General features: G+C 64.1%; 23 protein-coding genes and 1 tRNA gene. 11 read left to right on the top strand and 13 right to left on the bottom strand.

Features of this window, described 5'->3' with window-relative positions; translation table 11 throughout:
• Window positions 1-274 precede the first annotated feature (274 nt).
• A complete protein-coding gene (locus AC6I65_RS07275; RefSeq protein WP_497901263.1) occupies window positions 275-1,816 on the top strand; it encodes an outer membrane protein assembly factor BamB family protein in 1,542 nt (513 codons plus the stop codon).
• Window positions 1,817-1,897: 81 nt separating this feature from the next.
• Window positions 1,898-2,752 carry a triphosphoribosyl-dephospho-CoA synthase gene (locus AC6I65_RS07280; RefSeq protein ID WP_497901264.1) on the top strand — a complete coding sequence of 285 codons (855 nt, stop codon included), beginning with the start codon at window positions 1,898-1,900 and terminating at the stop codon, window positions 2,750-2,752.
• A gap of 128 nt (window positions 2,753-2,880) precedes the next feature.
• On the opposite strand, the gene AC6I65_RS07285 is transcribed toward AC6I65_RS07280, so the two are convergent.
• The gene (locus tag AC6I65_RS07285; RefSeq protein WP_497901265.1) at window positions 2,881-3,258 is read right to left on the bottom strand and encodes an Ig-like domain-containing protein; all 378 of its coding nucleotides are present in this window, start codon (window positions 3,256-3,258) and stop codon (window positions 2,881-2,883) included.
• 26 nt (window positions 3,259-3,284) lie between these two features.
• Between AC6I65_RS07285 and AC6I65_RS07290 the strand changes: the two genes are divergently transcribed.
• Genes AC6I65_RS07290 through AC6I65_RS07300 form a run of 3 tightly spaced genes read left to right on the top strand, consistent with a single transcriptional unit; the run spans window position 3,285 to window position 4,305 of the window.
• Window positions 3,285-3,449: a hypothetical protein gene (locus tag AC6I65_RS07290; protein WP_497901266.1), complete on the top strand. Its 165-nt coding sequence runs from the start codon at window positions 3,285-3,287 to the stop codon at window positions 3,447-3,449.
• Window positions 3,446-4,090, top strand: coding sequence for a DUF447 domain-containing protein (locus AC6I65_RS07295; RefSeq protein ID WP_497901267.1), 645 nt, complete (start codon window positions 3,446-3,448; stop codon window positions 4,088-4,090). Before AC6I65_RS07290 ends, AC6I65_RS07295 begins: the two co-directional genes overlap by 4 nt.
• Before the next feature lie 23 nt (window positions 4,091-4,113).
• The gene (locus tag AC6I65_RS07300; RefSeq protein ID WP_497901268.1) at window positions 4,114-4,305 is read left to right on the top strand and encodes a 30S ribosomal protein S17e; all 192 of its coding nucleotides are present in this window, start codon (window positions 4,114-4,116) and stop codon (window positions 4,303-4,305) included.
• Window positions 4,306-4,416: 111 nt separating this feature from the next.
• Here AC6I65_RS07300 and AC6I65_RS07305 read toward each other — a convergent pair whose 3' ends face one another.
• The 8 genes from AC6I65_RS07305 to AC6I65_RS07340 form a co-directional block, all read right to left on the bottom strand.
• Entirely contained in the window at window positions 4,417-5,064 is a 648-nt protein-coding gene (locus tag AC6I65_RS07305; RefSeq protein ID WP_497901269.1) for a DUF8135 domain-containing protein, read from the bottom strand.
• The gene (locus tag AC6I65_RS07310; protein ID WP_497901270.1) at window positions 5,061-6,008 is read right to left on the bottom strand and encodes a hypothetical protein; all 948 of its coding nucleotides are present in this window, start codon (window positions 6,006-6,008) and stop codon (window positions 5,061-5,063) included. Before AC6I65_RS07310 ends, AC6I65_RS07305 begins: the two co-directional genes overlap by 4 nt.
• A 191-nt stretch (window positions 6,009-6,199) precedes the next feature.
• Window positions 6,200-7,042 carry an RAD55 family ATPase gene (locus tag AC6I65_RS07315; protein WP_497901271.1) on the bottom strand — a complete coding sequence of 281 codons (843 nt, stop codon included), beginning with the start codon at window positions 7,040-7,042 and terminating at the stop codon, window positions 6,200-6,202.
• Window positions 7,043-7,262: 220 nt separating this feature from the next.
• The gene (sucD, locus tag AC6I65_RS07320) at window positions 7,263-8,132 is read right to left on the bottom strand and encodes a succinate--CoA ligase subunit alpha (protein WP_497901272.1); all 870 of its coding nucleotides are present in this window, start codon (window positions 8,130-8,132) and stop codon (window positions 7,263-7,265) included.
• Window positions 8,129-9,274: an ADP-forming succinate--CoA ligase subunit beta gene (sucC, locus tag AC6I65_RS07325; RefSeq protein ID WP_497901273.1), complete on the bottom strand. Its 1,146-nt coding sequence runs from the start codon at window positions 9,272-9,274 to the stop codon at window positions 8,129-8,131. The genes sucD and sucC overlap by 4 nt, the downstream gene beginning before the upstream one ends.
• 197 nt (window positions 9,275-9,471) lie before the next feature.
• Complete coding sequence (locus AC6I65_RS07330) at window positions 9,472-10,488, bottom strand: metallophosphoesterase family protein (protein ID WP_497901274.1); 1,017 nt, start codon at window positions 10,486-10,488, stop codon at window positions 9,472-9,474.
• A 203-nt stretch (window positions 10,489-10,691) separates the two neighbouring features.
• A tRNA-Leu gene (locus AC6I65_RS07335) sits at window positions 10,692-10,773 on the bottom strand.
• 47 nt (window positions 10,774-10,820) lie between these two features.
• Window positions 10,821-10,991 (bottom strand): hypothetical protein, encoded by a 171-nt coding sequence (locus AC6I65_RS07340; protein ID WP_253434770.1) that lies wholly within the window; start codon window positions 10,989-10,991, stop codon window positions 10,821-10,823.
• A gap of 257 nt (window positions 10,992-11,248) precedes the next feature.
• Between AC6I65_RS07340 and AC6I65_RS07345 the strand changes: the two genes are divergently transcribed.
• Window positions 11,249-11,557, top strand: coding sequence for a cyclin family protein (locus AC6I65_RS07345; RefSeq protein ID WP_497901275.1), 309 nt, complete (start codon window positions 11,249-11,251; stop codon window positions 11,555-11,557).
• Between the two features lie 426 nt (window positions 11,558-11,983).
• Here AC6I65_RS07345 and AC6I65_RS07350 read toward each other — a convergent pair whose 3' ends face one another.
• Window positions 11,984-16,117, bottom strand: a complete 4,134-nt coding sequence (locus AC6I65_RS07350) for a glucodextranase DOMON-like domain-containing protein (RefSeq protein ID WP_497901276.1) — start codon at window positions 16,115-16,117, stop codon at window positions 11,984-11,986.
• Window positions 16,118-16,480: 363 nt separating this feature from the next.
• The gene (locus tag AC6I65_RS07355) at window positions 16,481-16,975 is read right to left on the bottom strand and encodes a phosphopantetheine adenylyltransferase (protein ID WP_497901277.1); all 495 of its coding nucleotides are present in this window, start codon (window positions 16,973-16,975) and stop codon (window positions 16,481-16,483) included.
• A 127-nt stretch (window positions 16,976-17,102) separates the two neighbouring features.
• On the opposite strand from AC6I65_RS07355, the gene AC6I65_RS07360 reads away from it, so the two are divergent.
• Window positions 17,103-19,358 carry an NADP-dependent malic enzyme gene (locus tag AC6I65_RS07360; protein WP_497901278.1) on the top strand — a complete coding sequence of 752 codons (2,256 nt, stop codon included), beginning with the start codon at window positions 17,103-17,105 and terminating at the stop codon, window positions 19,356-19,358.
• Between the two features lie 420 nt (window positions 19,359-19,778).
• On the opposite strand, the gene AC6I65_RS07365 is transcribed toward AC6I65_RS07360, so the two are convergent.
• Window positions 19,779-20,519: a glycosyltransferase family 2 protein gene (locus AC6I65_RS07365; RefSeq protein WP_497901279.1), complete on the bottom strand. Its 741-nt coding sequence runs from the start codon at window positions 20,517-20,519 to the stop codon at window positions 19,779-19,781.
• A 364-nt stretch (window positions 20,520-20,883) separates the two neighbouring features.
• On the opposite strand from AC6I65_RS07365, the gene AC6I65_RS07370 reads away from it, so the two are divergent.
• From AC6I65_RS07370 to AC6I65_RS07385, 4 genes are read left to right on the top strand one after another with little or no spacing between them, the layout of a single operon-like run.
• Window positions 20,884-21,672, top strand: coding sequence for a transporter substrate-binding domain-containing protein (locus AC6I65_RS07370; protein ID WP_497901280.1), 789 nt, complete (start codon window positions 20,884-20,886; stop codon window positions 21,670-21,672).
• A 6-nt stretch (window positions 21,673-21,678) separates the two neighbouring features.
• Window positions 21,679-22,395, top strand: a complete 717-nt coding sequence (locus AC6I65_RS07375; RefSeq protein ID WP_497901281.1) for an amino acid ABC transporter permease — start codon at window positions 21,679-21,681, stop codon at window positions 22,393-22,395.
• A 4-nt stretch (window positions 22,396-22,399) separates the two neighbouring features.
• Entirely contained in the window at window positions 22,400-23,131 is a 732-nt protein-coding gene (locus tag AC6I65_RS07380) for an amino acid ABC transporter ATP-binding protein (protein ID WP_305882359.1), read from the top strand.
• A complete protein-coding gene (locus AC6I65_RS07385; protein ID WP_497901282.1) occupies window positions 23,128-24,075 on the top strand; it encodes an amino acid ABC transporter permease in 948 nt (315 codons plus the stop codon). Before AC6I65_RS07380 ends, AC6I65_RS07385 begins: the two co-directional genes overlap by 4 nt.
• A gap of 250 nt (window positions 24,076-24,325) precedes the next feature.
• Here the strand turns inward: AC6I65_RS07385 and AC6I65_RS07390 are convergent, their stop codons facing one another.
• Window positions 24,326-26,401, bottom strand: coding sequence for a hypothetical protein (locus AC6I65_RS07390; protein ID WP_497901283.1), 2,076 nt, complete (start codon window positions 26,399-26,401; stop codon window positions 24,326-24,328).
• Window positions 26,402-26,665: the final 264 nt, after the last annotated feature.

Genomic DNA, 26,665 nt, shown 5'->3' on the forward strand with positions numbered 1-26,665 from the left:
GACTGCGACCCGCTAGAATCCGCCACTTCCGCCGTTCGATTCCCGCGCCGTCGCCCGAAACGACAAGGTAGGCACCACCGATTGCTCGAGCGGAAGCCCGCCTCGTGGAGTCGATCTCAGCCTCGCCCTCGACGTTCGACCGACCCCGTGTCAGCGCCATAATTACAGCGCGAGCAACAGTTTCTCTACGTGAAACGTTCGGATAAACAACCGCATAGGAATAGGAGGAAGTCCGGTTTTCCCACCTATGTCGTCCTGGAAACGACGGTCCGTCTTGGCAACAGGTGCAGCACTCGCGACTGGTAGCGTCCTCGTCTCCGCCGGAGCAACTCAGGAGGTGGAGGACTCGCAACAATCGTTCGAAGAGCAAAGTGGCTGGTCCTCCCACCACGGAGGTGTCAAAAACTCGTCGGCTATCCCGCTCGATGGCTGGTTGCCCGCGCCGACGTCGGTCGCCTGGGAGTACGACTACACCGGAGACGTTGCCGTCGTCGATGGGGTCGTCTACCTTCGAACTGACGGGGAAGTACACTCACTCGAGGCCGAGGACGGCACGGTCCGGTGGGAGAGCGACGACGTCGGTGCCGCGGGGACGCCGGCGGTGGTCGACGACGCCGTCTACGTCGGCGGCGACGCAGTGACGGCGCTCGAGGCTCGGACGGGCGAGATTCGCTGGCGAGCGGAATTCGAGTCCGATAGCGAGGTTTCGGTTCCGGAGCCGGTCGTCGCATACGAGACAGTGTACGTCGTCGTCGACGGGACCCTGTACGCGCTCGACCGAACCGACGGCTCGGTCCGGTGGAAGCGAGAGTCCGTCAAACTCGAGACCCGCCATTGGGAGGAAAAAGAGGAGGAGGCGGTTCGGTTCACATCGACGCCGGTCGCCGCTGACGATAAATCGATCTACGCGGGCGTCGGCGATGCGGGCTTCGTCGCGCTCGATCCGGTTACGGGTGACGAGCAGTGGTCCTACCGGAAACTGTATCATGCCACGCATGTTGACTATCACGACCACCTCACCGTCGGGGCGGGACTCCTCTTCACGGGGCAGATCAGCGACGGCGAGGAATTCCCCGTCCTCGACGTGACGACCGGTGATCAAGTCGGCTACACGACGTACCGGTTCCCGCTAGCGGTGACAGAAACGGCAAAAGTCGCGGTGGGCAGAGCCGGCTTCGGAGCGTACCACTACGACACGGACTCCCGGTGGTCAATCGGCGGCTCGACGGACGCCTGGGGCCGACCAATCGTTGCCGGGAAAACCGTTGTCATTCCGCACCACTCGTATTCGAGGGAACAGCCAGAGCTGTACGGATTCGACCTCGAAAACGGGGACGAACTCTGGTCGTTTTCGCTCGCGAAACTCGGCGTCGAGGATTACAGGGGCGCAATGTGGCCGGCCATGTCGTGCGCCGCCAACGGGGACACTCTGTACGTCTCGACACCGGATAGGGTCGCGGCCCTTCGCTCGTCCGAAGACGGGGACGAGAACCCGAACGGCAATCCCCCACGTCTCTCGGTCCAGGCCCCGGAATCGATCGAATACCGGGAAGACGCCGAGCCCGCCGAAGACGGCGCGGACTTCGACGTCACCGTGACGAACCGACGCGACGAGACGACCTCGATCGAGGTCCGGCTCGAGATCGGTCCGTACAACGAGTCGATTTCCCTCGAATTGGACGGTGGCGAGACCGACGCCGTTCACTTCACCGTCACGAGCAGGGATCTCGGGGTTGGCGAACACGACTGGATCGTCTCCGCGAACGACGTGACCGAGACGGGGACACTGGTCGTCACCGAGCCGAAGGAGTGCTGAGCGTCAGGAGCGCGGTACGCGAGACGACTCGACGGCCACGAGACACCTACGCCTAAGCCTCGCCGGCGTGGAGGTGATGGCATGCGACCGGATCGAACCGCTGAACTCGCGCTCTTGCTCGAGGTCGCCGGCACGCCGAAGCCCGGGAACGTCGACCGACACCGCGACCTCGAGGACTTACGATTCGAACACTTCCTCGCAGGGGCCGTGGGAGCCCGCGACGGCCTCGAGATGGCAGCCGACGGCGCATCCGTCGGTCCGGCGTTCGAACGCGCGATCGAAGGCATGGCCGAACAGGAGGGCGGGAACACGCAGTTCGGCGCACTGCTGGTGCTCGTTCCGCTCGTTCGGGCTGCTCGAGACGGTGACGGCCTGACCAGATCCGCCGTCACGAGCGTCGTCGAGGGGACGACCGTCGCCGACGCGGCGGCGTTCTACCGCGCGTTCGATTACGTCGACGTCTTCGTCGGCGACCCGCCCGCGGACATGGAACCCCTCGACGTGCGCCGCGGGAGCGACGCGATTCCGGCCCTCGAGGAGCGCGGGCTGACGCTGTACGACGTGATGGACGGGAGCGTCCCCGGCGACGACGTCGCTCGCGAGTGGATCCGCGGGTTCGAGCGGTCGTTCGCCGCGGCCGACCGCCTCGAAGCGGCCGGGGGATCGATCCTCGAGCGCGCCGCCTCGGTCTTCCTCTCGTTGCTCGCAGAGCGTCCGGACACCCTCGTCGCCGCCCGCCACGACGAGGACGTCGCGGTCGAGGTGACCGACCGCGCTGCGATGCTCTACGAGCGGGACGCCCTCGAGACCGATCGACCGGCGGTCGAGACGTTCGCCGACGAGCTGGTCGACCGGGGGATCAACCCGGGAACGACGGCGGATCTCACCGCGGCCGGGCTATTCATCGCCCTCGAGCGCGAATCGGTCGAGATATGAGTGATTCCGGCCCGGACGGCGACGTTCGCTGGGTACTTGTACAATGCAGTAGGTGCAGTGGGAAGCCAGGTCTGCCATGTCCCGGAGCATCCACGAGCTGAAACAGTGCTTCAGGAATTTGTAAGGAACTAGCAGTCTTCATAGATCGCCAGGGCGTTGCCGATGTCTATTTCGAAGGTCATCCTCGAAGTATGGCAAAGTTGGGTATCTACTTCGTGTTCGAACTTATTATCTCCATGATAATCGAGTGTTAAAGATAATGTATATTGTCCTGGTTTCGCAATATCTTCACGATCTATAGTTTCTGAGGCAGGAACCTCAAATGAATCGTGGAAAATAGTATCTGATCCAGTTTCAACAGAGATGGAAACGGGTCTTTTAGATTCTGTAAGGTTTCGAACTGATAGGGAGAGATCATCCCGTGTTACCCACCAACCGATACCACCAATACTGACGAGTCCTGTCGTGGCTATACCAAAGGTTTTCAAGAATCCTCTTCTATCCATAGAAAATCTATATCCGAAGAGCATATATGATTATTGTAGGATTTACCTCCGTTACATTATTTCTCATAGCTACCATCCACACCATAATCGGTACTAACATCGGCGACCACGAGGACAATCCGGGAACGCCGGCCGATCTCACCGCGGCCGGGTTATTCATCGCCCTCGAGCACGAAACGGTCGAGATATGAGCGACCCGGGAACCGTCGACGACGGCGCGAACACCGTAGGGTGGCCACTCGAGTTACGCGGCGTCAGCGAAACCGTCGTCACCACGCTCGGGCCCAATGGGCTGTGGAACGTCGCCGCACTCGGCGTGTTCGCCGGCGACCCCGCCACCGCCAGAACGTGGGGCAACACGCGAACGCGCCGGAACTTCGAGCGGCGAGGCGAGGGCTACGTCCAGTTCACCCGCGACCCGGTCGACTTCGTCGACGCCGCGCTCTCGATCACCGAACGCGAGGACCCGATCCTCAAGTCCGCCGACGCCTGGGCTCGCGTCGCAGTCGAGCGAGTCGAGACCGGCACGGCCGACGGCACCGGCTGGGCGGAGTGGACGCTCGAGCCACGCGAGTCGGCCGTCGAACGCGAGTCCGTGACGCCGGTCCCAATCAATCGCGGCTTCGGCGCCGTGATCGAGGCGACCGTCGCGGCCTCCCGCCTCGGAGTCGAGGGCTACGACCGCGCGCGACTCGAGGGGCTGTTAGAGCACTGCTTCGAGGTTGTCGACCGGGCTGGCGGCACCAGAGAGCGAGCGGCGTTCGGGAATCTCGTGGCGTACAGCGAGTGGAACCCGTCGGCGCGAGCGCGAGACGAGAACGAATGGCTTTAGAAGGCGCTCACGGAATAACGGGTATGGCAATCAAGCCGGCCTACATCAAAAAGACGGGGAACATCCTCCTGGAGCAGTATCCGGAGGCGTTCACGACCGACTTCGAACAGAACAAAGACAGCGTCACGAAGCTGACGAACATCGAATCGAAGGGCGTTCGAAACCGAATCGCGGGCTACGTCACGCGAAAGAAAGGCGCCGCCATTTCGGCCTGAATTGGGGATTTTCTCGACTGCCACTGAATCGGTGAGTGACGACGCTGACGACCTTTGAGCCGGCGAGTCGACACGATAGCGACTCGAAACACTACGCGTTCGAGCCCACGCTCATCGATCCCGCTCGAGCGCCTCGTCCTCGAGCACGACGGGACAGTCGACGACGCGATAGGTGTCCATCGAAGGCATCTCGAGGATTTCCGTCCCCTCGTGGGTGCAGGCGACCGTGGGTGGGTCGGAAAAGTACTCACACTGGTGGCAGTAACTTCGCTTCGGAATAGTCCGATACTCCCGTTCGGTGGATGGTTCCGGCGACACCTCCGTGGACTCGTCCTCGAGTTCCGCCCAGAGGCGCTCGCGATCGATTTCGGCGACGTCTTCCCGATCGAACAGGTCGTCGATGGCCGGATCCCGCTTCGGCGATGACGTCGCCTGGTCGGAGACTCGTGCCGCGAGGTCGCCGAGGGGGTCCGTACGGTCGTCAGGTTTCTGGGAGGCTGACTCGAGTGCTGGCGGCGTCTCGTCAGTGGTGTCGGGTTCGAGCGCTCGTTCGTCGAACGCCACGGCTCTCGAGTCCTCGTCCGCTTCTGAGTTTTGGCCCGGTCTCGAGTTCGCGTCTGGGTCCGACGCGTCCAAGTTTGACGCGTCCGAGTTCGATGCAGAATCCGAATCTGGGTCCGAGTTCGTGTCTACGTCCACATCACCGTCGTCGAACTCCCGGCTCACATCGCCGCCGCCGTCGCTACGATCGTCACTCATTTGCCTTCCTCCTCGCTCGCGGTCGATTGGTCGTCGACCGCCGGTTCCGCGTCGGCCTCGACCGTCTCGAAGACCGACGCCGTCTCGTCGGTGTCGACCGCCGCGTGCGCTGCCGGTTCGAGGGCCGGCGGCTCGCCCGTCTCGAGCGTGTGCGACCCCAGGAACGAGCGCTTCTTCGAGACGTCCGCGAACTGCGTACCACAGTATGGGCAGGTCGGTTCGGTCAGGAGTCCCATCGAAACGGCCGTCGAACACGCCGCGCAGGTGGCCGTCTGAATCCCGAGCCGACTCGCCGCTCGCTGCAGTCGTTCGGCCTCCGAACGGCGACGCTCGCGAGCCGCGAGGGCGTCTCGCTGTTCGCGAAGGTCGAGCACCGCCGTCGCCAGCGTCGTCGACCGCCGCTCGAGTTCGTCGGTGGTCTCCAGAACGTGCTCGAGGACGTCCTCGAAGTTCTCGAAGCCCGAGTCGACCGCCTCCGAGAGGGCCTCGAGGTCGGCTTCCAGGCTCGAAAGCGCGTCGATCCGGTCCTCGAACGCCGACAGTCGCTCTGCCACGGTCTCGAGGTCCTCGTCGAGCGCTTCGACCGCCGAACGGTCGGCGTACTCGTCATGGTCGTGCTCCTCGGGGGCCTTCCCATCAGCCTCCTGCTTGACCTGGACGACGCGCTCACGAACGTCTTCGACGTGGTCGATGAACTCGGTTCGCTGCTCCTCGAGTGCGGATCGGAGCGTCTCGGAGTCGACGGGCTCGATCCGGTCTTCGTCAGGGCCTTCATCGTCGGGTCCCGCATCGTCGGTGGTGACCGCGTGCGTCGCCGACAGGAGCTGTCGACAGAACGCCGCTCGCGTCTCGCCGTGCCGGTCAGCCTCCTCGTCGATCCAATCGTCCACATCGGCTGGTAACGCGAACGAGACCGCCCCGTCCTCGTGGTTCTCGCTCGCCATGCGTACCCGATTCGACGGGCGCACTCTTAGGGGTTGTGTCGGTTTCAGCGCTCGATACGCGCAGGAGATTGGCTCTCAGCGTGGTATTCGGCTGACGGGTGTAGATGGGCGGATGGCGAGGGATGGAGGTGGGGGCGGTGAAGGGAGGAGATGGGGATATGAGGGCGGTGAAGGGGAGGGGTGGGAGGAGCCTACCGAATTTTTCGAACGTTACTGATGTCGAACCCGCTGTCGCGAATCTCGGTTTCGAACTGGACGATGTTCTCGTCCTCGAGCCGCGAGAGCACGCCTCGAAACTCCTCGACGACCAGCGTTCGATCCCGTTCGGAGCCTCCGCTCTCCCACTCGAAGTGTAGCGTCCCGTCGACGGCTTCCTTGAGCCGACCGAACGCCTGCCCGGTGAGCGTTTCGACATCGACGAGCAACAGGACGATGCCACCCCATCGGTACGCCGCTCGTTTGAGCCCCTTGAGCAGGATCGTCAGATCGCTCTGGGAGAACTGGTCGCTGGTGGCCGCGGCCGCCAGCAGGTCCGTTGCGGAGTCGATAACGACCAGATTCCCGGAAGCGTGTTCCGTGAGGTACTCGCCGAGCGCCTCGAGCACGTTCCGGCGGTTCGTCCCGTCGCCAAGGTTCGTGATGTCGGTTCGCGTGTCGCTGTACCAGTCGGTCGGTACCGGGGTCAACTGGAAGAACTCCTGGGAGAGGTCGACGAACGAGACGGCCGACGTCCCCGCCTCGACGAGGTCGTCGTCGAGGACGAACCGCATCTCGTCGACTATCGCGTCGCGTTCGCTCGTAAAGGAGACGTAATGAACGTTGTCGGGGAGCACGACGCCAGGCTCGAGGTCGCCGTAGTAGAACTCGAACTGGTCGCCGTCGGCTCTGGCGAGGCCGTTCATGGCCGTCGCCGTGTAACAGAACTCCCGGCCGCCGGCACCCGCCTCGGTCGCCAGCAAGACGACGCTTCCGCTCGGTGCGCCGCCGCCGATCATCGCGTCGAACCGCGAGATACCGAGTGGCATCCGCTGCATACGGTCAGCGTCGCAGGGGACTCGCTTACGTGTTGTGGCAGGCTCGAGGTCGTCCGGAGACAGCAGAGAGTCACGCAGTAACGGATGTACTCTCGACTCGAGTGAATCCTCGACTCGAGTGCGTGTCCTCGTCTCGAGTCGCCTCGGAGCCTAAAAACGAAACGACGAAACAACGAAACAACGAAACAACGAAATAATGAAAATCCGACCGACTCGCGCTCTAGAGGAAGCTCTCGATGTGATCGGCGACTTCCTCGGGCGTGTCGCCGACGGGGACGCCCGCGTCGTTGAGCGCGTCGATCTTGCTCTCTGCGGTGCCGGTACCCGAACCGGAGACGATGGCGCCCGCGTGGCCCATCCGCTTTCCTGGCGGGGCCGTTCGGCCGGCGATGAAGCCTGCGACGGGCGTCTCGACGTGCTCGTCGATGTACGCCGCGGCCTCCTCTTCGTCCTCGCCACCGATCTCGCCGCACATGACGATCGCCTTTGTCTCAGGATCGTTCTCGAACAGCTCGAGGGCGTCGACGAAGTCGGTGCCGATGATCGGGTCGCCGCCGATACCGACGGCGGTGGTCTGGCCGATCCCGCGCTGGGTGAGGCTGTCGACGACCTGGTAGGTCAGCGTGCCGGAGCGGGAGACGAGACCGACGTCACCCTCGGCGAAGATGTTGCCGGGAAGGATGCCGAGTTTGGACTCGCCGGGCGTGATCAGGCCGGGACAGTTCGGCCCGATGAGCCGCGTGTCGGTCTCGGTCAGGCGCTTGTTGACCTTCGCCATGTCCTGGGTCGGGACGCCCTCGGTGATCGCGACCGCGAGGTCGAGGTCCGTGTCCAGGGCCTCGAAGATGGCATCCGCGGCGAACGCAGGCGGGACGAAGATGACCGAGGCGTCGGCGTCTTCTTCCTCGACGGCCTCGTCGACCGTGTCGTAGACCGGGACGCCGTGGACCTCCTGGCCGCCCTTTCCGGGGACGGCGCCAGCGACCACGTTGGTCCCGTACTCGAGCATCTGACCGGCGTGGAACTTCCCTTCGCCGCCGGTGATTCCCTGTACAACCACGCGAGTGTCGTCGTCGACTAAGACGCTCATTGTTCTCCCTCCGCGTACTCGACGGCACGCTGAACCGCATCCTCGAGGGTCTGTTCGACCGTCACGAGGTCCTCGTTCAGAATCTCCATGCCTTCCTCCCAGTTCGTTCCGGCCAGCCGCACGACGACCGGCTTTGGAATCTCGTCGAACTGTCCGAGGGCCTCGTTGATCCCTTTGGCGACCTCGTCGCCGCGGGTGATGCCCCCGAAGATGTTGAACACGACCGAATCGACGTTCTCGTCGGAGAACACCATATCCAGCGCGTTGGCGATTCGCTCGGCCTTCGCGCCGCCACCGACGTCGAGGAAGTTCGCGGGCTTCCCCCCGTAGTGGTCCACGAGGTCCAGCGTCGTCATCACGAGACCGGCACCGTTGCCGATGATCCCGACGTTGCCCTCGAGGCGGACGTAGTCGAAGTCGTACTCGTCGGCCTTCTGCTCGAGTTCGTCGCCGCTCGCGGCTTCGTCTTCCATCTCCGCGAGCTCGGGCTGGCGGAACAGGGCGTCCTCGTCGATGTTCATCACGGCGTCGGCCGCGATGACCTCGCCGTCGCTGGTGACCATCAGCGGGTTGATCTCGGCGTCGGATCCGTCGCGGTCGTCCCAGAGGTCGTAGAGCGTCGTCAAGACGCCCGCCACGTCGAGGGCGAGGTCCGGATCGACGTCCGCGTCGTAGACGGCCTTGCGAGCCTGGTAGGGGTGCATGCCGAACGCGGGATCGACGTGTTCACGAGCGATCGCTTCGGGCGTCTCCTCGGCGACCTGCTCGATGTCGACGCCGCCTTTCGTCGAGACCATGGCGACGGGCTTGCCCTCCCCGCGATCCATCGTTACGCCGACGTACAGTTCGTTGACGAAGTCGACGGCTTCCTCGACCAGCACGCGGTCAACGTGGTAGCCCTTGAGGTCCATCCCGAGGATCGATTCGGCCGCGTCGCGGGCCTCGTCGGCGTCCTCGGCGAGTTTGATCCCGCCGGCCTTGCCGCGACCCCCGACCTGAACCTGTGCCTTGATCGCGACCGGATAGCCGATCTCGTCGGCGGCCGCCAGGACGCCGTCGACGTCCGACGCGAGCGTCGACGCTGGCGTCGGAACCCCGGCGTCAGCGAACACCTGCTTCGCCTGGTACTCGTGGAGTTTCATTGCGCACTCGAAAAGCAGTCGCGCCGTTGCTTAAATCATGGGAGTTTGCGTCGAGTCTCGAGTTTCGTGGCTCGAGTTGTCACACCTGGTTACCTGCGATGTGTGCAGCTATGATGGATACAAGGATGAGGTGAGTAATCCCGAAACGTTCCGTGAAACGGGTTTTATCGATGGTCGTTGTGGGATGATCGAGGGGATTACGGAATATCGTACTGCTCGAAAGCAATCGCTTCGTCCCTGACGGTCAGAAGCCACGCGACTCGATCGACTGGGTCGACGTTCTTGCTCATTCTCTCAGCCGCGCCAGCATACATCACAGGGACTCCTCGCCATTTCTTTGACCTGGCATCGTGATGATGTCCCGAAACAACGGAATCGAATTGACTCCCAAACCGACGTTGAATCTGATAGAGATCAACGCTTTTTCGACCGGGTCCAGAAAGCTGCTCGAGCGTCTGGTGGAGGATAAGAATAGAAACGGGTTCACTGACTGCGTTTGGAAACTCGAGAGTATGCCAGCGAAGCTTGCCTTCTGGATGGTGATCGATACCGAAAAGTCGGACCGTCGATTTGACCGATATTCCACTGGTGTCGATCCGTGAGACCTGCACGCTGTCTCTGCTTGCGAGCAATTCGTCGCCTGGTTCTGCCGAGTGATTACCGCGAACGTAGTAGAACGGGATCCCAGCTTCGGCCAGCGGGTCAAAGACGCGTTGCTCGACGGCCTTCGCTTGAACGGCAGTCGCCGTATCGTGGAAAATATCCCCAACGTGTACGACTGCATCGACGTCCTGTTCGATACCGTAGTCGACAGCCGCACTGAACGCCCCAATCGGATCGATCGTTTCACCAGTTCGTGGATGCGTGGTCCGACCGACGTGCGTATCCCCAATCACCAGAATTCCGGCGGTTCGTTCGATCGGACCAATCGAATCGATCTCCGTTCGTTTGCTCGGAGAGAGCTCGAGAGCGTATCCACCACCTCCAGCTTGAACTGCGCATCTGGAAATTCGATACCGGTGGTTTCGCTTCCAGTCAATCGAGATTTTCGCGCCTTCGTAGTCGACGAGCCGTAGTTCGTTTCCTCTACAGTCGACGAGGGCAACTTCCGCTCGCCGCGCGACTTCAGGGTCCCAACAGACTTCTGTAACGGTGAACACCATCGGGCCAGAAAGTCTATCACCAGGAGAGAGATTCTCGATCGTCGCCACCATAGATCACTGGTCTCCCAGACTCGGGTTCCCAGCAAAGGTGTGTCGGCCTCGATCCCCAGTCAGTGGGGAACAGGAGTGGTCACCACTCGAGGCGCGGGACAGGATTCGAACAACGCGAAGACGTGCTCACTTCGTTGCGCGCGACTTCTCTCGTTCGAATCCCTCGTCGCGATGCCTCTCCTCGCGGAGTGCTCGGAGAGGCATGCGCGGGACAGGATTCGAACCTGCGGACTCCTACGAGACAGCGTCCTAAGCGCTGCGCCGTTACCACTTGGCTACCCGCGCTCGAGTTCGAATACACGTCGAATCGGCTAAGAAAGTATCGGTCCGTCCTAGTGCGTCACCGGTTCCTCGGGCGACCAGTCCGGCGGCACGATGAACGTGATGTGCTCGGCGTCTCGCAACTGGTGGAGTTCGGCTGCCTGCTCGGCCAACGATCGGTCTCGATACGGCATCTCGAGCCCACAGCCAGTACAGACGAGTTTGCAAGTTGGTTCGTTCATGTGGTGACGCGTACCCCCCGCCGGGTGCGTGGTCCTTGCTTCGAATCCGAACCGCTTTAGTAAGAGTGACCTAGTGAAATCCCGGGCGAACGGCCAGTTAGCCTAGGGTTTCGTAGCTGGACGTTGTCTGGCGTAGCACGTTATTGCGATGAGAATCACGGCTGCCGCCACAGTCCTCGATAGGTGAACGATGGTGGGACGCGACGGGAGCGATCGCCAACCGTGTGTTTATGGTGCAACCATCCGTTGTAACGAGCATGTACAGCGCCAATACGCGCGTCGAACACGAACCGTGGCTCGAGGAACTCGAGCAGGCCGCGGATCGCCTCGAGCTGACGGGCGAGGCTCGCTCGACGGCCGCCGATCTCTTTCTCGCGAACGTCCCCGAGGCCGATCGATCGAAGCCGGCGGTGCTGGCCGCGAGTATCTACGCCGGGTCGCTCGTCGCGGGCGACGGCCGCACCCAGTGTGCCGTCGCCGAGGCTGCGGACGTCTCCCGCCTCTCCATCCAACAGCGCTGGAAGGACCTGCTGGCTGGCGCCGGACTCGAGCCGCCGAAGTGGTAGACCGATCGGTGATCGAGCGCAACGCGAGTGACTCACCTGGACCTGGAAGAACGCGCAGACGCGCCGAACCGCATCGTCAGCGCAGATCGCCACCGATCCGAGCGAATCAGCTGAGCGCCTGATTCCCTCGCGAACGCATCCTCTTCTATTCGCGATCCACCGTCGCCAGATAGTGAGGGCTTCATTCGGCGCACTGAGTAATGGTCGATACTCCCGATTCACGGGATCGTTCCAGCGGGAAAACACCGATGTCCTTCCGGTAGGCGGCCGCTACACTAGCGAAAGTGTTCCGTTTCCTGATGGTTTTCGAGACGTCGAGACGCGTTTTCGCCCGGTGCGCTCACCGAGTGTCGCCGACCGATTCGCGCTCGAGACGACCACGCCCACCGGCCTCGAACGCCGACGGCAAATGCGAGTAGCGAGGCGTTATTCGTCGTCCTCGCGGGCGAGACGCTTCGCTGCCAGTGCGGTTCCGCCGGCGACGCCTGCGGTGCCGACGACGGCGCCGAAACCGGGGAGTCCATCGTCTTCCGATCCGCCGTTTCCGCCGCTTCCGCTGTCGTCGCTCGAGCCGCCATTACTCTCGTCCGTACTTTCGTTTTCGTCGTTGCCGTTGCCGTCGGCGTCGCTACCATTGTTGTCTGCGCCATCGCCGTCGCTGCCGTCGTCGCCGTCGGCCCCTTCGCTGCCGCCGCTTCCATCGCTTCCATCGCTCCCGTCGCTCGAGGACCCGTCCCCGGCCTCGGGCAGGTCGACGTCACCGAGTACGACGAACGGAAGTTGCGGCACCGATCCGTCGGATTCCGAGAGCACTTCGACGCGGTCCACGCCCTCGGGGGTGACCATGTCCATCACGGCCGGATCGTTCTCGCCAGTGCCGCCGCCGATAACGTACTCGCCGGCCTCGGGGGCGATACCGCGAATCGCGCCGTCCCCGTAGCCGTCGAACGGGGCGACGAGTGCCGCGATACCGATCCCGCCGTCGACATCGACGTCCCAGCCGATGGCGTCGGCAGGAACGCGGACCGAGACCGTGCCCCCTTCCACGTTCGTCTCGACGTTCGACGACACGGAATCGCCCGCCGCCGACTCGACGCTCTTGACCGACTCGCCGTTGACGACGACGCGGTAGTGGTAGGGCGTCGCCATGTTGGCGTTCAGCCCGGTTCGACCCTCCGTGGTTCCCTCTACGTCGGCGTCGGGGTCGTGGACGTACACCTGGAAGAACTGGTGGGAGAAGCCGCGGGGGAGCCCCCAGGGGTTCTGGATCTCGCTGGCCATCGTGAACGCGAACTCGACGTGATCTCGCGAGGCCGAGACGGTCAGTTCGTCGATGTCCCAGGCACCCTCGTAGAAGTCGTCGCTCGTCGGGTACTCGTAGGTCCCCGGGCCGTAGGGCTCGCCGGTGGGTTCGTCGAACGTGGCGACCGGCTCGAGTGTGGTCACGAGCGGGATGTACTGCACTGTCGCTCGCGTCCCGTCGCTGTAGGCCAATCCACGGTACCAGTCGACGTCTGCCGGCGTCACCACGTCGATCGCGTTCGGCGCGGAGTCGTTCTGTGCGCCGCCGAAGGTCGTCTCGGTGGCCTCCGCCTCGGCCTGCATGACGTTCCCCGGCGCGTCCGGATCGTAGCCCAGCATCACCACCGCGACGTCCAGGTCGTCGAGGGGCGTCTCCAGCGCGGCCTTCGGCACGTCGACGAGAATCTCGTCGGCGGCCGGGTTCGCGGCGACGTCGCCCTCGGCGAGGAGCGTCCCGTCGGCGGCCTCGAGTCGCGTCCCGTGTTCGCCGTCGACGACGACCCGGTACTGGTGAGGGCGCTCGAGAGTCGCGTTGACGCCCTCACGCATCTCCGTCGTCCCGTCGTCGGAGCCGTCGCTGAGGTACAACTGGAGGTGCTGGGCGGAGAAGCCCCCGTCGTAGCCGTCGTAGTTCTCGAGGTCGCCGCCGACCGCCGCGCGGAACTGGTAGGTATCGCCGCCGTCGTGAACCGAGAACGCGGTCAGATCGAAGATGCCGTCGGTGAACCGGTCGTCGGTCGGGTACTGGTAGCGGCCGTTGCCGCCCTTGTCGGTTCCCGGGGTGACGGAGAGGTTCGCGATGCGGTCGCCCGCGGCGAAGAACGTCGGCGTCTCGAGGATCGCGACCTGGTCAACCTCGACAGCGCGTCGTTCGTCGTCGGCCTCGACCTCCAGATCCGCGCCGGAGACGACGTCGGTCACGTGCACGTCCGACCGCAGGTCGACGGTCGCTGCCCCTTCGGGGTCGAAGTTGACGATCACGACGACGCGCTCGGGCCCGTCGACGTCCTCGAGGTGGCTGGCGTCGCGGCCGAAGACGAGCACGCGGTCGTCGGATTCGTGCCACTCGCCGACGAGCTCGGCGTTGTTCTTCAGCACGTCGAGGTCGTGGTACGCACTGATGAGTGTCCGGTAGAACTCGAGGTGGTCCTCGTCGTACGCGTCCCAGTTCATGAACGCTCGCTGGCGACCGCCGGGGCGGACGTCGGCGCCACTGTTGACCGAGCCGTCGTCATTGTAGCCTCGAAGGTCGTCCTCGCCCATGTGTCGACCCTTGCCGAAGCGGCTGATCTGGCGCTCCTGGCCGTAGTAGACGAAGGGGACGCCGGGGAGGGTGACGCCGGCGGCCCAGCAGGCGCGCTGAAGGGCGGCGCCGCCCTCCCACTCGTCGTCGGAGGTCTCGTCGTGGTTCGGGTTCGCCTGGTCGATCACGGTCTGGTTGAGCAGGCGCAACTCGTCGTGGTTCTCGGTGGCGTTGAGCACGAGCGAGTGGTCCGGGATCCCCTCCGACGCTCGCGCCCGTACGTCGTCGTAGAGGTCGGTGGGCGAGGCCAGTCCGCCGGCAACGTCGTGGGTCGTCGTCGTGAACCCCTCGGTGTCGAAGTGCATGTCGAACTCGTTCTCCGAGAAGGCGGGATCCTTCGGGATCGTCTCGTCGAGCATGAGGAACTCGCTATCGTTCGACCGAACGACCTCGCGGACCGCCTTCCAGAAACTGTGGGGGACCCCCCAGGCAATGTCACAGCGGAAGCCGTCGACGCCGACCTCGCCCGACCAGAACTCGGCAACGGCGAGCATGTGCTCGCGGACCGCCACGTTGTCGTAGTTCCAGTTGGGCATGACCCGGAGGCCCCAGAAGCCGGTCGGACTGGGGGCCGGTTCCACCGTCTCGCCGTCGTGGGTGATCGGCGCCTCGAGGCGGTCCCACCAGTCGAAGTGTTTCGAGTCCTCGTTCCAGGCTTCCACGGGCGGGTACTCCCAGCTCGGTGCTGGCGGTTTGGATCCCTGCTCGGCGATGGTGTCCTGGAAGTAGTCGTGTCCCCGTCCGGCGTGGTTGCTCACGAGGTCGAAGACGACCTTGATGTCCTGCTCGTGGCAGGCGTCGACGAATGCCGCGTAGGCCTCGATGGGATTCATCCCGTCCGGGACGAGGTCCTCGGCGATTCCGAAGTAGTCGTTCGTGTCGTAGCCGTGCGGTCCGCCGCCGGGCGGCCCCTCCTGGAAGCCGGAATCGTTGTTGTTGCCGTACAGTTTGTCGACGCTCTCGGCCGGAACGACGGGCGTCAGCCAGACCGCGTCGACGCCCAGATCGGCGAGGTAATCGACGCCGTCGATCAGGTCCTCGAACGTCGTCGCGCCACGTTCGCCCGCCCACGAGCGCGGGAAGATCTGGTACATGACGCCCTCGGCCATCCACTCCGGCGGGCGGTTGGGCAGGTTGATCGCGCCGTCGGGTCCGAGTTCGATCGTATCGAGGGTGCTCAGGCTGTCGCCGTCGTAGGCGACCGCGTGGACGCGGGCAGGCTCGCCCTCGAGGGCCGACTCGGGTACGCGCCCGGTTAGTCCGTCGACCTGAATCGCGTCGGTAGCGAGCGCGTCGCGGTCGTCCGCGAGGAAGGCGACCTCGAGGTCGGCCCGCGTCGCCCGACTGTTCGGCGCGAGTCGCGCGTTCGTCTCGAGGACGTACTCGCCGTCCTCGTACCGTCCTTCGAGTTCGATCCGGGGCTGGCCGCCTGCTCCCCCCTCGGATTCGGGAAACGCGTGGATCGTCAGTTCATGAGTGCCGTCGGGCGCCTCGAGTTCGAGGACGTAGGTGCCGGGGACGTCGGCCTCGAACTCGGCGACGTTGTCCCGGCCCTCGTCGTACCTGGGTCGATCCAGGTCGAGTGACGACTGGTAGGTGAGCTCGACCTCGCTCCCCTCTGGACGCTGCGCGACGGACCAGGTGAAGTCCTCAGCTGTGTAGCCCTCCGGGTTCGGGCTGGCCTCGGGTACCCGCGGGGCGAGGTTGTCTCGCCCGCCAATCATCTCGGGGCCGACGAACGCCGAGTTCCACAGTTTCTCGCCGACCTGGACGAAGCGCGGGTGGCCGGGGTGGAAGGAGTCGATGCCGCTTGCCGTCACGCCCTCCGGGGCGCTCGCCGCGACCGAGCCGCTCAGTCCGGCCGTCAGTCCGTAGGCGCCGAGTCCCGCAACGCCGCCGAGGACGGTTCGTCTGTACAGCGATCTCGAGTCGTCGTCTCGTGAATTGTCGCTCATGGTTGGTGGATCGTCCGATGGTGTCCGCGAGCGCGAGTTCGGACCGCCGCTCGAGCGTGCGACTCGAGGCCGTGTGCCGTGTCATCGCGCCTGATGGCTGTTGCAAGTGGGGTGTAATTATTCCTCACACTTAGAGATATCTATTGGCGCTCCGACGAGATTAGGAAATCCGTACGTCGTCAGATAGCGGCGGTCGACCCGCTCGAGGGTTCGATCGAGTTACGGTTCTCGATCGATACTGACGGTGATAGCCAGACGCGCCGCTCGAAGACCTCGTTCGCATCCCGCAGAAAATCTGAACGGCGCTCAAGGTCGCGTCTCGGCGCCGAACGAAAACTGGCCGAATCCGCTCGGTACGTCGCGTTACTCTGGCCGAGAGGACTCCCGCCCCTCGCGGTCGGGCGTCAGGTTCCCGTGCTCGTCGATCTCGCCGTTGACGATGCGAGTACTCGAGATGATGTCGTCGTCCTCGGCCCGGACGTGGGGGACGACCACGAGTTCCAGCGGGTCGTGGCCGCGCTCGCGGCGCAGGTCGTTGATTTTCTTGCCACCATCGACCGTCTCGGGCGAGACGATCAGGTAGTCGAACTGGGCCTCTGTCGCGATTCCCGTCGGCTCGGTGAGCGTCCGGACCTCGAACTCGCGGTCGTGTTTCTCGGCGAGTGCCTCGAGTTCGGCCTCCAGGTCGCGCTTTCGCTCGTCGTAGGGGCGGACGTACCGGTCGACGTGTCGGGTCTTCGGTGCAAGTTCGTTGCTGGTCAGCCCGACGGTCACGTCCCCGAGTTCGAACGCCCGTTCGAAGAGCCGTCGATGGCCATCGTGAACGGGGTCGAAGGTCCCACCAAGCGCGACGTCCATACCCGTTGTCACTGGTGGGGTGCGTATAAAAGGGTCGAATCGTCGATTCCCGCTCTCGAGCGATATACGACGATCGTCGAACATCCGCTTCGCATCGTTTTTTGTACTGCACGTTCCTCTCCCCGATATGGGACTGGACGAAGACTCGCTGGAGTATCACCGGAGCGAGCCACCGGGCAAGATCGAAATTTCGACGACGAAGCCGACGAACACCCAGCGAGACCTCTCGCTGGCGTACTCGCCGGGCGTCGCCGCGCCGTGTATGGAGATACACGAGGACGAAACCGACGCCTACACCTACACAGCGAAGGGGAACCTCGTCGGCGTCGTCTCGAACGGCTCCGCCGTCCTCGGACTGGGCGACATCGGCGCGCAGGCCTCGAAACCCGTCATGGAAGGCAAGGGCGTCCTGTTCAAACGCTTCGCCGACATCGACGTCTTCGACATTGAACTCGACGAGGCCGACCCCCACAAATTCGTCGAGGCCGTCAAGATGATGGAACCGACCTTCGGTGGCGTCAACCTCGAGGACATCAAAGCCCCCGAGTGTTTCACCATCGAGGAGCGCCTCCGCGAGGAGATGGACGTCCCCGTCTTCCACGACGACCAACACGGGACGGCCATCATCTCCGGCGCCGCGCTCGTCAATGCCGCCGAAATCGCCGGCAAGGACCTCGAGGACCTGAAAATTGTCTTCTCGGGCGCCGGTGCGAGCGCGCTCTCGACGGCCCGGTTCTACGTCTCGCTGGGCGCGAAGCGAGAGAACATCCAGATGTGTGACTCCTCAGGGATCATCACGCAGGCGCGAGCCGACGCCGGCGACGTCAACGAGTACAAACGCGAGTTCGCCCGCGACGTCCCCGAGGGTGACCTGGCGGACGCGCTCGAGGGTGCGGACGTCTTCGTCGGCCTCTCGGTCGGCGGCATCGTCTCCCCGGAGATGGTGGCGTCGATGGGCGACAATCCGATCATCTTCGCGATGGCAAACCCGGACCCCGAAATCGGCTACCAGGAGGCCAAAGACGCCCGCGACGACGACGTCATCATGGCCACCGGCCGCTCGGACTACCCCAATCAGGTCAACAACGTCCTCGGGTTCCCGTTCATCTTCCGCGGCGCTCTCGACGTTCGCGCGACCGAGATCAACGAGGCGATGAAAGTCGCGGCAGCCGAGGCGCTCGCCGACCTCGCCCGCCAGGACGTACCCGACGCGGTCGTCAAGGCCTACGGCGACGAGGCGATCCAGTTCGGTCCCGACTACATTATCCCCAAGCCGGTCGATCCGCGGGTGCTGTTCCGCGTCGCCCCCGCGGTCGCCCAGGCGGCGATGGACTCCGGCGCGGCCCGGACCGAGATCGACGTCGAGGCCTACGAGGAGCAACTCGAGGCCCGCCTCGGGAAGTCCCGGGAGATGATGCGCGTCGTTCTCAACAAGGCCAAGAGCGACCCCAAACGCGTCGCGCTCGCGGAGGGCGAAGACGAGAAGATGATACGGGCAGCCTACCAGCTCCAGGAGCAGGGGATCGCCAACCCGGTCCTCATCGGCGAGGAGGACACGATCGCCCGGACGGCGGCGAATCTCGGCCTCGACTTCACGCCCACTGTTGCGGACCCGACCGCGGGCGCCTACGACGAGTACGCCGAACGGCTGTTCGACCTGCGCCAGCGCAAGGGGATCACGCGCTCGGAGGCGACCGAACTGATCCGCCGGGATACGAACTACTTCGGCAGCGTGATGGTCGAGGAGGGGGATGCTGACGCCCTGCTCACGGGACTGACCCACCACTATCCCTCGGCGCTTCGACCGCCGTTGCAGGTCATCGGCACTGCCGACGACGTCGACTACGCCGCCGGCGTCTACCTCATGACGTTCAAGAATCGGATCGTCTTCTGTGCGGACGCCACCGTGAACCAGGACCCCGACGAGGAGGTGCTGGCGGAGGTCACGAAACAGACCGCGAAACTCGCCCGCCGGTTCAACGTTGAGCCGCGGGCAGCCCTGCTCTCGTACTCCAACTTCGGGAGCGTCGACAACGAGGGGACGCGAAAGCCACGTCGCGCCGCCGCGATGCTCCAGGGCGACCCCGAGGTCGACTTCCCCGTCGACGGCGAGATGCAGGCTGACACGGCCGTCGTCGAGGACATCCTCACCGGTACCTACGAGTTCTCCGACCTGGACGCCCCGGCGAACGTGCTCGTCTTCCCGAACCTCGAGTCGGGCAATATCGGCTACAAACTCCTTCAGCGCCTCGGCGGTGCGGAGGCCATCGGCCCGATGCTCGTCGGGATGGACAAACCGGTTCACGTCCTCCAGCGGGGCGACGAGGTCAAAGACATCGTCAACCTGGCCGGAGTGGCGGTCGTCGACGCCCAGTCGGAGTAACGCGCGTACTGGTGTTCGGTAATTTCGATTTTTGACTTTCAACTCCCGATCGCCAACCGCCACGGTGCGACTCTCGGACGACTAGCCGCTCGAAGCCGGTGCCAGGTTCCAGGTGCCAGTGAGGAGTGAGAATGGCCACCTCGGGAGGGGGGAGGGTGGGAGAGGTGGCCAGATTCGATCGTCAACGGGTGAATTCCAAGCGGTCTGTGTCCTCTCGCGCTCGAGGTTTCAGACCAGGTTGAAAGTCACCGACAGACACAAAAAACGTTGACCTGTCGTATTCAAGTACGCGTTCAGACGGTGTCACGGCCTCGGTTTCAGCACGTAGAACCGATTCTCCGAGTTCGGCGCTCGATTCGGCAGTTCGCCGTCTTCCGACTAGGGGCCACACGTCGAGTAACGCCGTTCACCCTACGAAGGTCACCCAAACACGCGATCGACGTCGAGTCTCACGTAGTGCCAGAGCGTGCCCGTCAGACCGGTCGCTGCGATCCGTCGACCCGACGTCTCGACCAACACCCGCGGACAGTAGCCCGTCGGAAACGAGCGCGCGAGCGTCCGACTGAACGCCGTGTCCTCGTTGGCGACCGGTGGAAAGCCGCCGACTGCCTCGAATGCGTCGCGGTGGACGAACGTGTTGAACCCCGGCAGGACCGGCCGCTCGAGCCGCGGGAACACATAATTGATCGTCGCCTCCATGCACTTCGCCCGGAGTGGGCCGGTCACCCGACAGCGCGAGGAAGCCGCGGCCAGCCCCTCGGCCTCGACGAACCCGAGCATCCGGGTCAGGTACGAGGCGCGAACCTCGGTGTCGGCGTCGACGAAGGCCAGCCACTCGCCCTCGGCCTGGTGCGCACCACGGTTTCTCGCCGCCGCGATTCCGTCCGCCGGGCCGGAGACGACCGTCACGTCGTACTCGCAGGCGACGTCTCGAGTGGCGTCGCTCGAGTCGCCGTCGACGACGATCACCTCGTAGTCGTAGGCAGTGTCCAGGGCCTCGATGCTCGAGAGGGCCCCTCGAATGTACTCGGCCTCGTTTCGCGCGGGGACGACGAAGCTCACCAGGGGTCTGCTCGAGCGGTCGGCGCGTCTGGCGCGTTGGCCGTCAGTACGGTCGTCCGCGTCGGTACGTTCGGGCTCGTCACCGCCGTCTGCACGCATCTCGGTTCTTCGGTCGTCTATTGTGTCCAACCCCGTCGACCGCCGCCTCGAACGTCGCATCTACGACCCAGGTCTCGAGGCACTGACTTATACTGTCGGCTCTTCGTTCGACTGTCGGTTCAGGTCGTCGGCCAGATCGACGCTCGGGTCCTCTATCCAGGTCGACGTTCGGATCGAGAGACGGCGTCACGGTGTTCTTCGGTTGTGATCGGAGAGTGGTCAGGTAGTGATTGAGTAGTAATCGGATAGTGTACTGATAAGTGGCGCACAATATTTGCCGCGAGCCACTCTCGAGGGTCCCGAGAGCGCCGGTTTGCGCCCCTCGTGCGAAACGTTAAAACGTCAGTCTTGCGAGTTCACGGGTATGACTCGCAGATTCGACATGGATCGCCGTGCGTACCTCAAGACCGTCGGCGCGGTCGGTGCGACCGCCGGCGTCGCCGGTTGCCTTGGCGACGTCCTCGGTGGTGGCGACGAGGACGTGATCGTCCCTGGCACCGCATCTGGATTCGCACCGTTCGAGTTCATCAACGAGGACGACGAACTCGTCGGATTCGACATCGACCTCGCCGAGGAAACCATCGACCGGGCCGGCTACGAGGTCGGCGACTGGACCGACACCGAGTTCGACTCGCTGATTCCGTCGCTCACGGAGGGGAACATCGACTTCATCGCCGCCGGGATGACGATCAACGAGGAGCGCCAGGAAGCGATTGCGTTCTCGGACCCCTACTACGAGTCCGACCAGGCCGTGCTCGTCGCCGCCGGCAGTGACGTCGACGCGAGCGCGGTCGAAGACCTCGAGGGCCTTACCGTGGGCGCACAGGGCGGAACGACCGGTCTGGACGAAGCCGAGGCACTCGTCGAAGAGGGCATCCTCGAGGAAGACGATGTCCGCCAGTACGACAACTACCCGCTGGCAGTCGAGGACCTCGAGAACGGGAACGTCGACGCAATCATCATCGACATCCCCGTCGCACAGAACTTCGCGTCCGGGCGGGACGTCGAAGTCGCGTTCGAGATCGAGACCGGCGAGGTGTTCGGCTTCGGCATGCGTCAGGACGACGACCGCCTCGGCGACATTAACGACGCCCTCGAGGAGATTCGGAACGACGACACCTACGAGGAACTCATCGAAACCTGGTTCGAGTAACGAATCATGGACCCCGTCGTCTTGCAGGCGAGCGACTGGCAGTTCGTCGCCTCGAGCTGGGATTTTCTCCTCCTCGGCACGTTCGTCACGGTCTTGCTCACGATCACGAGCCTCACGCTCGGCTTCCTGTCGGGATTCCCGGCGGGCGCCGTAGAGGTATATGGCTCGGGCTGGCTTCGGGAGACGGTGAGCACCGTCGGCGTCGTCCTCCGTGGAACCCCCATCGTCGTCCTGATCGTCCTCTTTTACTTTGGGTTGCCGATCCCTCGACTCGGGACGATTCCGGGGCTCGACGTAGGACTGGAGGCGTTTATCGCCGCGACGCTCGCGCTCGGCCTTCGAAGCGGTGCCTACCAGGCGCAGGTGTTCAGAGGCGCCATCCAGTCGATCAGCGAAGGCCAGATGGAAGCTGCGCGGTCGGTCGGGATGACGAAAATAGGGGCGATTCGACACGTGATCTTCCCGCAGGCGGTCCGCCGATCGATCCCCGGCTTTCAGAACGAATTTACAATCGTCCTCAAGGACACGAGCGTCGCCTTCGCTATCGGGCTCGCGGAGTTGCTCACCCGAGCGGAGCAACTCTACCTTCGCCCCGGACGCGACACGGCCGTCATGGAGGTCATCATCGCCATCAGCCTGATCTACTTCGTGTTGACGTTCGTGACGAACCGCTCGCTCGACCACTTGCACGACCGCTACGCGATTCCCGGAGGAAACGACTGAGCCTATGAGTCTGTTACGCGTCGACCACGTCGACAAATCCTACGGCGACGAGGAGGTACTGCACGACGTCAGCTTCGAGATGGAGTCCCAGGACGTCGAAGTGATCGTCGGCCCCAGCGGGTCGGGGAAGTCGACCTTGCTCCGGTGTGTCAACCGACTCACCGAGATCGACGACGGCGCCATCTACCTCGACGACGTCGAAATCCACGACATCGACGAGAACGACCTCCGACGGCGCGTCGGCATGGTCTTCCAGGACTTCAGCCTCTTCGCCCACCGGACGGCGCGAGGCAACATCACCCTCGGGCTCGAGGAGGTCCTCGGCCTCTCGAGCGAGGAAGCCGACGCCAGAGCCATGGACTACCTCGAGCGCGTCGGACTCGAGCCCCAGGCGGACTCCTATCCCGCCGAACTCTCGGGCGGCCAGCAACAACGCGTCGGCATCGCTCGCGCGCTCGCGATGGACCCCGAACTCATCCTCTTCGACGAGCCGACCAGCGCGCTCGATCCCGAACTCATCGGCGAGGTGCTCGCGGTCATGAAAGACCTCGCCGACGAAGGGATGACCATGCTCTGTGTCACCCACGAGATGGGGTTCGCCCGCTCGGCCGCCACGACGCTGACGTTCCTGGACGAGGGACGGATCGTCGAGCGCGGCCCGCCCGAGGCGCTGTTTGACGACCCGGAACACGACCGCACTGCCGCCTTCCTCGGCGACCTCACCGTCCACCGATGAGCACGCTCGAGGAGGCTCGCGGCTCGGCAATCGACACCCTCCCCGGTCGGCGACGGCTCGTCGTCGGCGCCGTCGGGATCGTCTTCTGGACGTGGTTGCTCGCCCGCTGGGCCTACCACAACGCGTGGCTCGACAGCCTGTTCACCGCCGTCGGGTTCCCGGACCTAATCCGCTCGGAGCTGGGAGTCAGCCAGCGCGAGCCCTGGCTCCCCCTCGAGCCGTTCGAATCGTTCGACCTCGTGAGCCTTGCGATCGAGTCGGCGCCGTCGCTGGCGGCAGGTGCGTTCATCACCGTCTACCTGACGGTGCTCTCGATGCTCTTCGGCCTGGTGATCGCCGTCCCCCTCGCCGTCGCGCGAACGTACGGCGGCCCGATCCTCAGCCGGGTCTCGCTGGCCTACACCGAACTCATCCGCGGGACGCCCCTGCTCGCCCAGCTCTTCTTCCTTTACTTTGGGTCGCCGCTGGCGAGCGCATTCGACTCGATCGGCTTCGTCGGCCAGGGTGGGATTCCGCGGGCCGCCATCTTCGTCGCCATCGTCGGCTTCACGATCAACTCCTCGGCTTACCAGGCCGAGTACATCCGGGCGGCCCTGCAGTCGGTCGATCCCGGACAGCTCACGGCGGCCAGAGCCGTCGGCCTCTCCAGAACGGAGGGCATCCGCCACGTCGTCCTCCCGCAGGGGCTCCGGTTCGCGATCCCAGGCTGGACCAACGAGTTCATCTACCTCATCAAGTACTCCTCGCTGGCGGCGTTCATCACCGTCCCCGAACTGTTTCGCCAGGCCAGACACATCGGCTCGGATACGTTCCAGTTCACCAATATCTACATCGTCGTCGCGCTGTTTTACCTCGCGCTGGTGCTCACGACTTCGCTCGCGATGGCCCGCCTCGAGCGAACGGTTGCGATTCCAGGACTGGGGACGGCGTCCGAACGGAGCTGATGGAAACACGAACTGATTTTTGGGTAGCGGGCGTAGGCTCGAGTGGCCGATGACGACGTACTCGCTCCGAACCGGACTCGGCACCCGGTGATGACGAGCCCTATGAGTGCTGAGGCCACCGATTTCCTCGAGGTATTTGGCTATGCGGGCCCAACGTGGATAGAGACGAGTCGTCCGCATCGAAGGCAGATCGATTCCCTGGAATTTCGAAAGCAGTCCGCTCCACTCCCCGTTCGGACAGTCGATCGACTCAGAGCTTCTGGGCCTCGCGCGCCTGAGCGGACCGACGTTTGGCCTGCTCGAGGCGGCGTTCGGTCGCGCGGACCCGTGTCGGCGGAAGCGAATCGCTGGCCTCCACCAGCCGCGTCTCGACGGTTTCCAGGCGGGTCGCCACCGCGTCGAGACTCCGGTTCGCACCGCCCCGGTCGCCCGACTCGGCGCGCGTTGCGGCTCGGCGGGCGGCGTCCACGACGGCTTCGAGCGCCTGCGAGAGTCCCTGAATCGCGTTTTCTCGGCCCTGGTCGTCGGATGGGTCCGAGTCGTCGGTCGCCACACCGACACGGGTCTCCTCGGCGAGGTCCGCGAGGTAGGTTGCAAGGGGGGTCTTGCCCGTCCGCGGCTCGTCGATGTGCACTCGTTCCTCATCGCCGGGGTTGACGCGGAACGCGCCGACCTCGCCGTCGCTGTCGCGAATTTCGGTCGTGAACGCTCCGCCGCGGTGGACGTACACCGCGTCGGGGCCGGACAGCGGGGCGTCGTACAGCCGTCCGGCGAAGTCGTCCTCGACGGCGAGGGCGGTGAGGTTGCTGTCGGCGTCGTCAGGATCGATCTCGAGTTTCGTGGCGTTCTCGCGGGCCACGGTGGGGATTTCGCCGTTGACGCCGGCGACCGTTGTGTCGCCGTCGTCGGAGACTGTGATCGTCTCGCTGTGGGGAGCGACGCCAGCGCCGTTTATCGTCAGGGTGTGCTCGCCCTCGGGGACGTCCTGGAGGACGGCGATTCCCTGGAACGTCGGTACCGCTTTGGGGTCGCTCTGGAGCAGTGCGAGCATCTCGATCGACGAGGATTCGGTGGTCAGCCCTTCGTCTTCTGGGGCGTCGTCGGAAGCCACCACGTTCGTGATGCCGGCGACGATCTGGTTGACTGGCGAGGGGTCGCTGATAGCGTCGTATCGATCTGAAAGCGCCTGACGGTGTCTAATTTCGGTGATGTCGCTTGCTGGTTCGTCGTACCGGGCCCCTTTCCAGGGGACGCCGGTCGTCGTGAGGTGGCCGGCCATGGCGTCCTCCGCGAACTCCGGAATGGCGAACTCGAAGCTCAGTTGCGGCCCCGTAAATTCCTCGATGTGTTCGAGTTCGGCCGTCGGGACCAGTTCGTACGCTACGTCGGGGTCTGCCCCCTCACGTCCCCGGTACTCGAAACGGTAGCCCGACTCTCGGCCCGGAAGGTCTGTCGGCGGCGACTGGAGCGTGTCGAACGAGCGGACGGTTAACTCGTCGGGAACGAGATCCGAGGCGTCGACTGACGGAAGCCGCTCGTGTTCGTAGATCGGTTCGCCCTCGAGTTCGGGGACCGCAAATGGGAGCGCCAACCCCTCGTCGCGCGGGAGGCCGTAAGCCAGCGGAATTGCCGCGACGTCCTCGAGGCTCTCGACGACGCTATTGGTGATGTCGGCTACGTCGTCGTCTATGGGGAACCGCTGGAAGTGTTCGGCGTCGGCGTTGACCGAGAGGGCACTAGAGTGCGATCCGAGTTCCGAGAGGATCCGCGGTCGCTGTTCGGGGTCGGGGTCGAGGAACTCGTTGTTCGGCACCGATCGGGAGTGGGAACTGGCGACGTACAGTTGCGGTTCGTCGGTGTCGGTGTCGACGAACACCTGCAGGACCTCCCAGTCGTGCCAATGGAAGTTCGTAGTGAACTGATCGAAGACGGAGTAACACCAGAACTGCACGACTACCAGCGGCGAATCGTCGTACTCGACGGCGTGGTAGAACACCGTCGGTTCTGGCGGTTTTCGTCCGTCACCATCGTTCCGGCGCTTCACGTACCCGTCGAAGGCGTCGAATCCATTCACGACGAATTCGCCATCCCGCTCGCTCTCGTATCGTCGAGGATCTGTCGGGAACCACTGCTCTTGACGATCGAAGTACATCGTCGGTGCGAACCGTTCGGCGAGTGAGCGCGCCCGTTCGTCGTCGAGGTTCGAGGTTGCGTTATCGGCGCTCCGTTCGAGCAGCGAACAGCCCGCCAGTAACGCGGCCGCCCCGCTCGCAACTGTCCCGAGTACTGTCCGTCGGTCGATCGGCAGATCGGTGTCTTTGCTCATTCGTCATCAACTGTGCAGGTCCTGACGATGGCAGCCCTTCCACACGTATCGTCCGGCACGGCCGTACGGTTCCACATCGTCTAGGAACCACCGTGGCGGGAGTACGGATAGGCTTTCTGGAGTTACACAAAGCCGGACGTGACCCAATCTCGCATTGGTAGACTACTGTACGAGCGAACACTACAGAAACTGTAAACACAGTGGCTGTGGATAGTAGACCAGTCGTGAGTGCCGGCGCCATCGAATTACTAGTCCTACTTCTCG

It is taken from the genome of Natronosalvus sp. KLKA75 (genome assembly GCF_059736265.1).

Bases quoted from the DNA above. Each gene is read 5' to 3' on its own strand.
- AC6I65_RS07350 (WP_497901276.1), bottom strand. From the start codon at position 16,117: ATGAGCGACAATTCACGAGACGACGACTCGAGATCGCTGTACAGACGA.
- sucC (WP_497901273.1), bottom strand. From the start codon at position 9,274: ATGAAACTCCACGAGTACCAGGCGAAGCAGGTGTTCGCTGACGCCGGG.
- AC6I65_RS07280 (WP_497901264.1), top strand. From the start codon at position 1,898: ATGCGACCGGATCGAACCGCTGAACTCGCGCTCTTGCTCGAGGTCGCC.
- AC6I65_RS07295 (WP_497901267.1), top strand. From the start codon at position 3,446: ATGAGCGACCCGGGAACCGTCGACGACGGCGCGAACACCGTAGGGTGG.
- AC6I65_RS07360 (WP_497901278.1), top strand. From the start codon at position 17,103: ATGGGACTGGACGAAGACTCGCTGGAGTATCACCGGAGCGAGCCACCG.
- AC6I65_RS07370 (WP_497901280.1), top strand. From the start codon at position 20,884: ATGACTCGCAGATTCGACATGGATCGCCGTGCGTACCTCAAGACCGTC.
- AC6I65_RS07305 (WP_497901269.1), bottom strand. From the start codon at position 5,064: ATGAGTGACGATCGTAGCGACGGCGGCGGCGATGTGAGCCGGGAGTTC.
- AC6I65_RS07380 (WP_305882359.1), top strand. From the start codon at position 22,400: ATGAGTCTGTTACGCGTCGACCACGTCGACAAATCCTACGGCGACGAG.
- AC6I65_RS07365 (WP_497901279.1), bottom strand. From the start codon at position 20,519: ATGCGTGCAGACGGCGGTGACGAGCCCGAACGTACCGACGCGGACGAC.
- sucD (WP_497901272.1), bottom strand. From the start codon at position 8,132: ATGAGCGTCTTAGTCGACGACGACACTCGCGTGGTTGTACAGGGAATC.
- AC6I65_RS07290 (WP_497901266.1), top strand. From the start codon at position 3,285: ATGATTATTGTAGGATTTACCTCCGTTACATTATTTCTCATAGCTACC.
- AC6I65_RS07385 (WP_497901282.1), top strand. From the start codon at position 23,128: ATGAGCACGCTCGAGGAGGCTCGCGGCTCGGCAATCGACACCCTCCCC.
- AC6I65_RS07355 (WP_497901277.1), bottom strand. From the start codon at position 16,975: ATGGACGTCGCGCTTGGTGGGACCTTCGACCCCGTTCACGATGGCCAT.
- AC6I65_RS07315 (WP_497901271.1), bottom strand. From the start codon at position 7,042: ATGCAGCGGATGCCACTCGGTATCTCGCGGTTCGACGCGATGATCGGC.
- AC6I65_RS07375 (WP_497901281.1), top strand. From the start codon at position 21,679: ATGGACCCCGTCGTCTTGCAGGCGAGCGACTGGCAGTTCGTCGCCTCG.
- AC6I65_RS07390 (WP_497901283.1), bottom strand. From the start codon at position 26,401: ATGAGCAAAGACACCGATCTGCCGATCGACCGACGGACAGTACTCGGG.
- AC6I65_RS07300 (WP_497901268.1), top strand. From the start codon at position 4,114: ATGGCAATCAAGCCGGCCTACATCAAAAAGACGGGGAACATCCTCCTG.
- AC6I65_RS07330 (WP_497901274.1), bottom strand. From the start codon at position 10,488: ATGGTGGCGACGATCGAGAATCTCTCTCCTGGTGATAGACTTTCTGGC.
- AC6I65_RS07340 (WP_253434770.1), bottom strand. From the start codon at position 10,991: ATGAACGAACCAACTTGCAAACTCGTCTGTACTGGCTGTGGGCTCGAG.
- AC6I65_RS07285 (WP_497901265.1), bottom strand. From the start codon at position 3,258: ATGGATAGAAGAGGATTCTTGAAAACCTTTGGTATAGCCACGACAGGA.
- AC6I65_RS07345 (WP_497901275.1), top strand. From the start codon at position 11,249: ATGTACAGCGCCAATACGCGCGTCGAACACGAACCGTGGCTCGAGGAA.
- AC6I65_RS07310 (WP_497901270.1), bottom strand. From the start codon at position 6,008: ATGGCGAGCGAGAACCACGAGGACGGGGCGGTCTCGTTCGCGTTACCA.